This is a genomic window from Modestobacter marinus (genome assembly GCF_019799945.1).
Taxonomy (GTDB): Bacteria; Actinomycetota; Actinomycetes; order Mycobacteriales; family Geodermatophilaceae; genus Modestobacter; species Modestobacter marinus_B.
In genome coordinates this window covers 43,158-53,828 of the sequence record NZ_JABGCH010000029.1, presented here as the reverse complement: position 1 = coordinate 53,828, position 10,671 = coordinate 43,158, and the positions used below count along the sequence as shown (strand labels likewise).

Annotated in this window: 11 protein-coding genes; 4 read left to right on the top strand and 7 right to left on the bottom strand. The window is 73.4% G+C overall.

Going from position 1 to position 10,671, the window contains the following annotated elements; genetic code table 11:
• Positions 1-1,518 (bottom strand): CHAT domain-containing protein (locus tag HK417_RS19885; RefSeq protein ID WP_222270119.1); only part of this gene is annotated, 1,518 nt, incomplete at its 3' end.
• A 1,271-nt stretch (positions 1,519-2,789) separates the two neighbouring features.
• Between HK417_RS19885 and HK417_RS19880 the strand changes: the two genes are divergently transcribed.
• The 3 genes from HK417_RS19880 (at position 2,790) to paaZ (ending at position 6,424) form a co-directional block, all read left to right on the top strand.
• Positions 2,790-2,969 carry a hypothetical protein gene (locus HK417_RS19880; protein ID WP_222270117.1) on the top strand — a complete coding sequence of 60 codons (180 nt, stop codon included), beginning with the start codon at positions 2,790-2,792 and terminating at the stop codon, positions 2,967-2,969.
• 349 nt (positions 2,970-3,318) lie between these two features.
• Positions 3,319-4,020: an acetate uptake transporter gene (locus tag HK417_RS19875; protein ID WP_308123718.1), complete on the top strand. Its 702-nt coding sequence runs from the start codon at positions 3,319-3,321 to the stop codon at positions 4,018-4,020.
• 349 nt (positions 4,021-4,369) lie between these two features.
• Positions 4,370-6,424: a phenylacetic acid degradation bifunctional protein PaaZ gene (gene paaZ, locus HK417_RS19870; protein ID WP_222270115.1), complete on the top strand. Its 2,055-nt coding sequence runs from the start codon at positions 4,370-4,372 to the stop codon at positions 6,422-6,424.
• Positions 6,425-6,485: 61 nt separating this feature from the next.
• On the opposite strand, the gene HK417_RS19865 is transcribed toward paaZ, so the two are convergent.
• Both HK417_RS19865 and HK417_RS19860 read right to left on the bottom strand, forming a co-directional pair.
• Complete coding sequence (locus tag HK417_RS19865) at positions 6,486-7,268, bottom strand: LLM class flavin-dependent oxidoreductase (RefSeq protein ID WP_439957935.1); 783 nt, start codon at positions 7,266-7,268, stop codon at positions 6,486-6,488.
• Positions 7,269-7,318: 50 nt separating this feature from the next.
• Positions 7,319-7,507: a hypothetical protein gene (locus HK417_RS19860; RefSeq protein WP_222270110.1), complete on the bottom strand. Its 189-nt coding sequence runs from the start codon at positions 7,505-7,507 to the stop codon at positions 7,319-7,321.
• Between the two features lie 259 nt (positions 7,508-7,766).
• Here HK417_RS19860 and HK417_RS19855 point away from each other — a divergent pair, with 259 nt between their 5' ends.
• Positions 7,767-8,111, top strand: coding sequence for a DUF3040 domain-containing protein (locus tag HK417_RS19855; protein WP_222270108.1), 345 nt, complete (start codon positions 7,767-7,769; stop codon positions 8,109-8,111).
• 192 nt (positions 8,112-8,303) lie between these two features.
• Here HK417_RS19855 and HK417_RS19850 read toward each other — a convergent pair whose 3' ends face one another.
• From HK417_RS19850 to HK417_RS19835, 4 genes are all read right to left on the bottom strand, one after another.
• Positions 8,304-8,456, bottom strand: coding sequence for a hypothetical protein (locus HK417_RS19850; RefSeq protein ID WP_222270098.1), 153 nt, complete (start codon positions 8,454-8,456; stop codon positions 8,304-8,306).
• A gap of 27 nt (positions 8,457-8,483) precedes the next feature.
• Complete coding sequence (locus tag HK417_RS19845; protein WP_222270096.1) at positions 8,484-9,767, bottom strand: NAD(P)/FAD-dependent oxidoreductase; 1,284 nt, start codon at positions 9,765-9,767, stop codon at positions 8,484-8,486.
• A 129-nt stretch (positions 9,768-9,896) separates the two neighbouring features.
• Entirely contained in the window at positions 9,897-10,229 is a 333-nt protein-coding gene (locus HK417_RS19840) for a TraR/DksA family transcriptional regulator (RefSeq protein ID WP_222270094.1), read from the bottom strand.
• Positions 10,230-10,305: 76 nt separating this feature from the next.
• Complete coding sequence (locus tag HK417_RS19835) at positions 10,306-10,488, bottom strand: hypothetical protein (RefSeq protein ID WP_222270084.1); 183 nt, start codon at positions 10,486-10,488, stop codon at positions 10,306-10,308.
• Positions 10,489-10,671: the final 183 nt, after the last annotated feature.

Sequence of the window (10,671 nt, the reverse complement as noted above, 5' to 3'; positions counted from 1 at the left end):
GAGGACCGAGAAGGGGTCGACCTGCTCGCGCCGGTGCCGCGCTTTCCAGGCTTCGGCGATGCGGTCCTCGAGGGAGGCGTCCTCGCGCAGCAGGTTTTCGGGCAGGTCGTCGCCGTAGCGCTCCAGCAAGGTGCGGCGCAGATGGCTCGTCATCTCCCGGCGCAGGAAGCGCCGTCCCTGGTTGACCGACAGGTACTGGGCGACCTGGGGCATGCTCTCCCGGTTGTGGGGCGCCATGGGGAACCGGTAGCTCTGGGCCCAGTCCGTGGCGATCTCCTGCCGGGTGCCCAGCAGCGCGTCGGTGATTCCGGGCCCGATCACCGGGGTGCACTTCCCGTCCTCGAGGTCGGTGATGAGCGACGGCCATTTGTCGAACCGCTCCCGTCCGGGAGCGGTTCCGGGCAGGTACCACAGCCGCCCGCTCTTCAGCCGCATGAACAGCGCAGGCACCCACCAGTCGGGCCGCTCGCGCACGGCAGCCCGCGCGACCGCGGTCGCGCGGTCGACGAGCCCGTCGTCGTCCAGGCTCCTGAAGAAGGCCTGGGTGAACGCGGCGGCGGTGGTCATGGTGATGTTCCCCTGCATCGCCACGACCGCGGGCACGCCCACCTCGGCCAGCCGCGGTCCCAAAGCGGCCAGCACGCCGGCGTCCTCGCTGCGCCGGTCGGCACCCGCACCCGCACTCTGGCACGACGCCAGGAACACCAGCCGGGGCAGCCGAGGGAGGTCCCGCAACTGGCCGATGAGCTCACTGCCCAACAGCGGTGCCGCGTGGCCATCCTCGTCCACCAAGAGCAGCACCGGCTCGTCGTGCACCACGTAGCCGTGGCAGACGAGGTAGAGGACGTCGAACCCGCGGCGCACCCGGTCCAGCATGTTCGCCGCGGTCGGGGCGGCGATCCCCGGCAGCTCCGTCAGCGACAGGGAGGCCAGCCCTTCACGGGCACGGGCCAGCTCCTCATCGACGCGTACGGGGGCCAGAAGGCGCCCGGCCTCGATCGAGTCGAGGTCCGACGGGCCCGCTACGACTGCCAGAGCCTTGAGTTCCTCCCGGGGCCGGACCCCCACGGGCCGCCAGTCCTGGCTGCTGAGGTACCGCGAGAAGAGCACGTTCTCGTTGGTCAGCAGTGTCGAGCGGTCCGTGGGGTTGCGCAGCGTCTCCCACCTCAGCCCGTGCAGCGCGGCGGCGCTGCTACCCATCACCAGGCGCACGCGCAGCCGCACGCCCTGGCTCTGCGAGGTCGCGACCGCCGTCTGGAACGCGGGCCCGACCCCGTGGCCGAACAGGCCCGAGCCCAGCGCGAGGCCGTACTCCTCCTCATCGTGGATGGCGTCGAGCTCGCGCGGGTCGATGTCGGCCAGCAGCGGTCCGGCGACGTCCAGTTGCGTCTCGGCGTCGGTCCGGGGCAGCGAGAACCGGAGCTCCACGCTCCAGGTGACGGCGTCACGCCGGTGGAGGCCGATCTCCAGGTCGGCGTACTCGTCCGCTGCGCCGTACGGACCCCGGATGACAGTCATGCACAACCCCCGAGATTGCGAGAGACAAGTACACGAGCGGTTGCTCTCAGCGTGCCCTTGGGCGTCGGACGGGACAGGAATCTGTCAACGAGCTGTGACAGTGAGTAACAGGCGTGACAGTCAGTGACCACTGACCACTGGCCGGACTGGGACGACGACGCGGGGCAGCGCCAGGTGAGCTCGTCGGGCACAGCTGTGCCCGGCGAACCTCAAGCCCAAGTGCCCGCAGCGCCCCTTTCCGGCACGCAGCTTCCACGTGCGCGAGGCCTCCGGCGACGAGGTCTGACGAGATGGGGCAACCGCCGTGCGGGTATCTCGCCCGGGCCGACGACCTCAGCGAGGGCTGACTGCCGCACCTGTCGACGCATGGCGCGCCTCCCCCGACAGGAAATGAGGGCCAGAATGTACGCCCGGTCGTCGGGGACGTGAAGGCATGACGACGCGAGCGCCGAAGTGGCCGTTGCCGGTCCCGAGTAGCCAGGCACGCGCTTTCTCACGTGGTTCTCCTAGCGGTCCCGCCGCGGTAGGCGCGCCAGAAACCTGCCGGTCACGCGCAGCGAGTCGACGGTCGTCGCACGGCGGCGCTGAGCGTCGGTGCAGGTCGTCCAACGGTAGAGCGAGCGATCGTTTCGGTGGGGTGGTGACGGCGCTGCGCTCGAAGTAGACCAGGACGACGATGCCCGCGGTCGTCGAGTGCAAGGAAATCGGCGATAACGGCCGCGGCCCGCTCATCCACCTCGGATACGGGTAGCGTCCGGCTCGACGCCAGTTCGGCGTCCAGCCCCTCCGCTGGCGGGGGGAGATCGGCGGGCCCTGATGGGACCCACCCAGGCACCCATGCGCAACGGCTCACCTCCCATCCTCGTTGAGCCGGCGACGTCCGCTGCTCCCGCTCCCCGTGCCACCGAGCCCGGTGCGCCGGTCGCGGCACCGTGACCACGATCCGCTCCGTGCGCCGGCCGCCCGACAGCCGCCGGCGGTCCGCGCGGGCGCGCAGGTGAAGAGCTCCTGACGACCGGAGACCGTCGCGGAGGCGGGCTGTGATTCCGAGGGCGGCGCCCGGCCGCGATGACGGCCACGTCTGTTCCTCGGTCCCGTCGCCCCGTCCCCCCAGAGCGATCGCCACCGGGTCGATGTCGATCTGCATGTCGTCGACGCCGCCCGTTCCGCCCCTGCTCGGCATCCCAGTGCCGCCCGCCTCCCAGTGCCGAGATGCAGACACGGCGAGGTTCCGGCACCACTCAGGCACTCCCTACTGCGAGGAGCACACCGTGATCCCCTTTCCCCAGTTCCCGGGCACCGGCCAGGAGCGATTGGATCTGCACAACGCCAGCATCGACGAGCCGACCGCGGATGCCGGCCGCTGCGGCATGATCCACCTGCCCACCGGTCGGATCTGTCGGGCGCGGGCGCATCACGCCAGCGGCTGCACCTTCGTGCCCATCTCATGAGCCGTGCGCCGTCGTGATGACGCGTTGCTGCAGCCCATCCAGGGCGCTCGAGTTCTCTGTTGGTCTGGGGACGGTGAGGCCGGGTCCGCTGGTGGGCGATGCCACCGAGGCCCTCGTGCTGCTGGCACTGCCCGGGACGTTCGCCGAGTGGATCTCCGCCGATGCTGCGACACGCTGAAGCCGTCTTGACGGTCGACTGCGGTCGTCGTCACTGTCGTGCAGGAGGGCGTTCGCAGTCTTCCCGTGGCGGCCCGTGACCGGCCCGGCCGGGAAGGGGAGTGACCCGCTCCGATCGCGAGATGCCCCCGAGAGCCGCAGCACGACCGTGGCCGGAGAGGAGGGCTCTGCCGTGGCACGAGACGCAGCACCGCACCCGGGAACGCGGAACGTCGACGCCGGCGGCGAGTTCCTGGCCGACCTGAGCGACCCGACCGCCGGTCGGGTCGCCATGGCAAGGGAACTCGCCTCCGAGAACGTCCGGATGATCGCCGACCCTGCGCCGCTCGGCCTCGGCTGCTTCGCGCTCACGACGTTCCTGTTGAGCCTGTTCAACGCCGGCCTGTTGCCGGCGGCGGGCGAGCCGATCGTCTTCGGCGTCGCACTCGCCTACGGGGGCGCGATGCAGGTGCTCGCCGGCATGTGGGAGTTCCGGAAGGGCAATGTCTTCGGCGCGACCGCCTTCACGTCCTACGGCGCCTTCTGGCTCTCGTTCTGGGCGTTCGTCACCTTCTACGCGGCGGACATCCCGGACGCCGACGACCGGGCGACCGTGGTCGGCTGGTACCTGATCAGCTGGGGCATCTTCACGGTCATCATGTGGGTCGCCGCGCTGCGCACCACCGCGGCACTGGCCCTGCTCTTCACACTCCTCGCGGCGACGTTCTTCGTGCTCGGGCTCGGTGACGTGACGCACAACGAGGGCATGACCAGGTTCGGCGGCTACCTGGGCCTCGCCACCGCCGCCGTCGCCTGGTACGCGTGCCTCGCCGGGGTGAGCGCATCGACCTTCGGACGCGCGCTGCTGCCGAACCCGCCGCTGTACAAGCTGTGATGCGCCGGGACCTCCCGCTCGACCCCGTCCGGCGGCGCGGGTCATCGTGGACGCGTAGCCCCCGCGCGGCCACTGCCACGCTCCGGAGTTGGTCGTGCCGTCGGCGCTGAACCGTCCCTCGAAGCGGGCAGGGGAGTCCGTGCCGCTGAACCAGATGGTGAGGAGGTCACCTTCGAGCCGGTAGGTGTACTCGAGGACCTCCCCGCTGGCGCCAGCACCTGCAGGAGGCGCACCGCTGACCCTGGGCACGGGCGGCCCAGGTCGCAGGTGGAGAACCGGAGGAGTTCACCGCAGTATCGGGGAGGCCGGAGCGACGCCGGCACTCCACGGTGTCCCGAAGGAGATCGACATGACCGCTACCGCACCTCTGCTCGAGAGCTACGTCGCCGGCCGGTGGTACGGCGCGCCGGACGACGGCATCCCGATCGCCGATGCGGTGACCGGGGAGACCGTCGTCCGCGTCAGCAGCACCGGCCTCGACGTGGCCGCGATGCTCGACCACGCTCGCACGGTGGGCGGCCCGGCGCTGCGCGAGCTCACGTTCCACCAGCGGGCCGGTCTGCTCAAGCAGCTGGGCCTGCGGCTGATGGCCGACAAGGACGAGTTCCACGCACTGTCCCGCCGCACCGGCGCCACGGATCGGGACAGCATGGTGGACGTCGACGGCGGCTTCGGCACGCTGCTCTCCTACGCCAGCAAGGGGCGGCGCGAGCTGCCCGATGACACCGTCGTCCTCGACGGCGCGGTCGAGCCGCTCGGCCGGCGCGGCACCTTCGCCGGCCAGCACCTCTACACGCCACTGCGCGGGGTGGCGGTCCAGATCAACGCGTTCAACTTCCCGGTGTGGGGGTTCCTCGAGAAGCTGGCGCCGGCCTTCCTCGCGGGTGTGCCCACGGTCGTCAAGCCGGCCAGCCAGACCGCCTACCTCACCGAGGCGGTCGTCCGGAGGATCGTGGAGTCCGAGCTGCTGCCCGAGGGGTCGCTGCAGCTGCTCGCCGGCAGCGCGGCCGGCGTGCTCGACGGCCTGGCCGGCCAGGACCTGGTGTTCTTCACCGGTTCGGCGACCACCGCGCGCAAGCTGCGCAGCCACCCGGCCGTGGTGGCGAACTCGGTGCGGTTCAACGCCGAGGCCGACTCGCTGAACTGCTCGGTGCTGGGCCCCGACGCCACTGGCGAGACGCCGGAGTTCGAGCTCTTCGTGGAGCAGTTGGTCACCGAGATGACCGTCAAGGCGGGCCAGAAGTGCACGGCGATCCGCCGCGCGCTCGTCCCCCGGGCACTGGTGGACGACGTCGTCGAGGCCACCCGGGCGCGGCTGGAGAGGGTCGTCGTCGGTGCGCCGGGAGCCGAGGGCGTGACCATGGGTGCGCTCGCGAGCCTCGACCAGCGAGAGGAGGTGTTGCGTTCGCTCAAGGCACTGCGCGGGGTCGCCGAGCTCGTCGTCGGCGACCCGGAGCACTTCGAGGTCGTCGGTGCCGATCGCGACCGGGGGGCCTTCCTGCCGCCGATGCTGCTGCGCTGCGACGACGGAACGGCCGCCGAGCCGCACGATGTCGAGGCGTTCGGTCCGGTGAGCACCGTGCTGCCCTACGACGGGATCGCGCACGCCGTCGAGCTGGCGGCCCGCGGACAGGGCAGCCTCGTCGGGTCGATCGTCACCCACGACGAAGCGGTCGCGCGCGAGTTCGTCCTCGGTGCCGCGCATGCCCATGGCCGGATCCTGGTGCTCGACCGGGACGACGCGAAGGAGAACACCGGCCACGGCTCCCCGCTCCCGGTGCTGGTCCACGGCGGACCCGGCCGTGCCGGCGGTGGGGAAGAACTCGGCGGCATCCGCGGCGTGCTGCGCCACATGCAGCGCAGCGCCGTCCAGGGCTCACCGGACATGCTCACCGCGATCGGTGGCCGCTGGATGACGGGCGCTCGTCGCAACGACGACGCCGTGCACCCCTTCCGGAAGTCGCTGGCCGAACTGCGCATCGGCGACTCGGTGACCGCGGGCCCGCGCGCGGTGACGCTCGAGGACATCGAGCACTTCGCCGAGTTCACGGGCGACACCTTCTACGCGCACATGGACGAGGAGGCCGCCGCGGCCAACCCGCTCTTCGGTGGCCGCGTCGCGCACGGCTACCTCATCGTCAGCTGGGCCGCAGGTCTGTTCGTCGACCCCGACCCGGGCCCGGTGCTGGCCAACTACGGCGTGGACCACCTGCGCTTCCTCACCCCCGTCAAACCCGGGGAGGAGCTGACCGTCACCTTGACGGCGAAGCAGATCACCCCGCGCGGGGGCGCCGACCACGGCGAGGTGCGGTGGGATGCGGTCGTCGTGAACACCGAGGGCCAGCCCGTGGCGACCTACGACGTCCTGACGATGGTCGCCAAGACCTGGCCGCCGGCGGGCTGAGTGCCCGGGTGGTGCTCCGCGACCGGTCGCGGGGCCTCGCGCTCGCCGCGGCAGCGCGGCGTCACCGCTGTCCGGGCACCGGCGCGGACGCCAGCTCGCGCAGCTCGTCCAGCCAGCCGGTGAGGAGCACCCAGGTCGCACCGGCGTCCTCGTACACGGCCGGGTCGGTCCCGGCGGGCGCGGCCACGACGATGTCGGCGGGCGCGTCCGGACGGGCGGCGACCTCGGCCACCGCCTCGGCGGGGAGCACGTCCATCCCGCCGTCCGCCGTTCTGCTGCCGAGCAGGACGCCGTCCCACCGTGCGGCCCGGCCCAGCGTGCGCTCGTTGCGGGTCATCGCCGACACCCAGACCGGGATGCGCGGCAGTTGGAGCGGCGGCGGCAGGAACTGCACGTCGTCGAACGTGTAGTGCGCGCCGTGGTGGGTGAACGGCCGGCCCGACCACAGGCCCGACACGACCTCCAGCCCCTCGTCGAGCATGCCGGCGAGGGTGTGGCGGTCCGCGCTGCGGCCGAGCGCCGTGTACTCCGCCGGCGGCTCGCCGAGCCCGACGCCGAGGACCATCCGGCCACCGGACAGCCGATCGAGGGTGACCGCCTGGCGGGCGACCTCCTGGGGCTGGTGCCGCGGCAGGGCCGTGATCGTCGTGCCCAGGCGGATCCGCCCGGTCCGCACCGCCAGCGCCCCGAGCACGACCCACGCGTCGGACATGGGCACCGGGAAGTCGGGGGTCCCGACGACGTGGTGCCACAGGAACACGCCGTCCCACCCGTTCGCCTCCGCGGCGACGCCGAGCTCCACCAACGAGGCGGGCTCGTCCATGACGGGCACGCTGAGACCCACTCGCACGCGGCCGACCGTAGCCAACGGGGTCGGCTCGGATGGTGCCGTCGCTACTCGCGGACCACCCACACCTCGGCGGGTCCGTCGGGGGTGTCGCGCGTCTGGAGTGGCTGGAAGCGCTCGTAGACGCCGAACCAGCGGGGGCCGTCGTAGACCAGCACCGCGGAGGCGAGGGACGCGGCGGGCACGTCGGCGACCTCACCGTGCCGGGGGCCGCCCCAGTGGAAGATCAGCGGCATGCCACGACGGTAGTCGAGCGAGGGCGCCGGGGTGGGAACGGGTCCCGGGGCGGCACCCGTGGACTGGACGTGGGCCCGTCGTCGCCGTCGCCAGCCCGCCATCGGTGTGCTGCCGGCCGTCGGCCATCGAGCCGCCGTATGCGGGCGGTCGTTCCCGTGCTGTTGCCGATCGTCGGCAGGGCGAGCGGGCGGCAGCTGACCGATGGCGGCCCTGGTCCGGCGGGCGTCGCGGCGGCATGGTGGGAGCAGGAGGTGGACCGTGCTCAGCACTCATGAACAGCGGATCTGGGACGACGTCGAGCGGAACTACGCCATCGAGATCGAGGAGCCCGTGCTGCCCGCCGCGCGGCTGGCGAACCGCCGCCGGCTGGTGGACCGGGGCGTGGACGACCTGCCGACCGCCGTGGTGGCCGGCATCTGGATCAGCATCTTCTTGATCCTCTTCGGCGCCATGTCCGCCGCCCTCGCGGTCGGCGCTGCCACGACCGCGGGCGCGCTGCTGTGGCGCTACTGGCCGCTGCTGCGCGACGAGACCGCGGCGCAGGGTCCGGTCCCGGTCCGCCCCTCGTCCACCGGCCGGGGACCGACCGCTGCCGATCGGTGACGGTCCAGCGGTCGCTGTGATCGGCGGGGTCGGCCTCGGCGGCGATCGCCTCGGCCGGTGGCTCGGTGACCGGGAGCCGCGGAGCAGGCTGCCGATCCGCAGTGTCGCCTCGACGGCGGTGGTCGGGCGTTGATCGCCGGAACCGGTAGGGCGCCGCGGTGACCCGCATCGGCAGCGGTGACCGCAGCCGGGTCACCGGCACACCCGCGGCCGGCGCCCCCGCTCCGGGCGCCGCGGCGTGGACCGCGGGCGGGTCGGGATCCCGCTGCCCCTGGGCGGGGGGCGGGAGCCGTCGGCCGGATCGAGGGGCACCCGGTCGGCGCGAGGGGCGGGGACGGCAGGCATGGGGCACCTCCTCGGGGACGGCGGGCTTCAGCGCAGCGGGTCGAAGGGGGCGAGCTCCGGCGGGGCCTCGCCCTTGAGCACCGTCTGGGCCAGCAGCTGCCCGGTGATCGGGCCGAGCGCGATGCCCCACATGCCGTGCCCGCCGGCGACGAACACCCGCGGGGAGGCGGTGGCGCCGACCAGCGGCAGCCCGTCGGGGGTGCAGGGGCGGGAACCGACCCACTCGTTGCGCCGGTCGTCGAGGTCGACCCCGGTGAGGAACGGGCGGACGGCGTCGACGATGGCGGCGATGCGCCGCGGGTCGAGCGGGTCGCCGGGGCGGCGGAACTCCATCATCCCGGCCACGCGCAGCCGGCCGTTCAGCGGCGTGCACGCCACCCGCTGGGCGGGGAAGTACAGCGGCCCGCGGGGCATGTGCTCGGTCGGCACGCTGAAGCTGTACCCGCGGCCGGCCTGGACGGGCTGCCGCACGCCGAACCGGCCGGCCAGCCGCCCGAGCTCGGCGCCGGTGGCCAGGACGACCGCGTCGTGGACATGCCGCTCGGCGGTGGTGGTGACGACGGTGACCCCGTTCCCGCCGTGCTCCAGGTCGGCCACGCCGGTGCCCTCGATCACCTCCCCGCCGCGGGCGCGCACGCCCTGACCGAGGGCGCGCACGTACTCGGGCGGGTGCACGTAGCGCTGGCCGGCGATCTGCACCGCGGCGCCCACCCGGTCGGTGAGCGCGGGCTCCACCGCCCGCGCCCGCCAGCCGGTCACCGGGTGGAAGGCGACGTCCTGGCCGGCGTCGCGGACGGCCTCCAGCTCGGCGAGCAGCGGCGCGGCCTGCCGCTCCCGGGCGAAGCAGGCCAGGAAGGGCCGGGCCGCATGCGTCTGGGCGAGCACACCGCCGGCGGCCAGGGTGTCGAACGCCTCCAGCGCCCGCTCGTTCAGCGGCACGTAGGCGGCCATGCCGGCCCGCCACCGTCGCGGGGTGCTGTGCGCGACGAAGCCGGTCAGGAAGCGCAGCAGCGTGCGGTCGGCGCGCAGCGGCAGGTACACCGGCGACCGGGGACTGGCGACCGCACGCAAGCCGTAGCGCAGCACCGCCGGCTCCGGCAGCGGTGCGGTCAGCGCCGGGGTGAGCCATCCGGCGTTGCCCCAGGAGGCGCCGGCGCCGACGGAGTCCCGCTCGTAGACGGTGACCTGCACGCCGGCCTCCTGGAGGAACCAGGCGGTGGCCAGGCCGACCATCCCGGCCCCGACGACGGCGACCTGCCGCGGGGTGCCGGGTGCGAACGCCGGAGTGTGCTGGTCGTGGGAGGAAGGCATGTCCGCTCCTTCCCCGGCGGTGCCGCCGGGGGAGTGGTGCGACCGGGCCCGCCGCCGGAACGGGCGGGCGCCGGTCGGGCCGGTGGGTGTCCGGGACGCGGGCCGCCGGGTGGCGCGGCCGCTCCTCGCTCAGCGCGTCTGCTGGCAGGAGACGCAGCTCGCGGCGAACGGGCGGAACTCCAGCCGCTCCTGGGGGATGGCGGACCCGCAGTGCACGCACCGGCCGTAGGTGCCGGTGTCCAGCCGGGCCAGCGCCGCGTCGATCTCCTCGATCGTGCGGAGCAGGGTGGTGGCCCGGCTGAGGGCGACGGCGTCCGGCACCGAGGTGACCGTCTCGGCCAGGGCGAGCTCGCGCTGGTCGACGCAGTCGGCGCGATGGGTCTCCAGCAGGGCCCGGAACGGCGCCCAGCCGGGGGCCGGGCCGGCCGAGGTGGTGGCAGCGGGGGTGAGCACGGTGGTCATGGGTGTTCTCCTGGGACGACGAACGAACGCGTCCCGCCGGAGCGGGACGCGGAGGACGGGGCCGAAGCCGGCGGGGTCAGGAACCCCCGGGCGGCGCCCGGTCCTGACTGCGGCGGAGCACGTCCAGGCCGCGCAGGCCACGCGCGCGCAGGGTCATCGCCAGGGCCAGCCGCTCCCCGCCGGTGACCGGGGACGGACGGCGCCCGGGCGGTCGCTGGAGGGCGACCGGACCGGTGAGCCCGGTCCTGGGTTCGTGCATCCGAGATCACCTCCTGGTCGCCGTTCCGTCGCGGGTCGGCCTCCGCGCACGGACGCGGTCGAGGGCTCCCGTGGTCGGGCTCGCCCAGCGCCTCTCGAGGCCTGAGCCCAGCCTGCCCACCCGCGGTTCGTCGGGGTAGGCCGACGACCGGCCAACCGGCGCGGGTCCGGGTTGCCGATCACC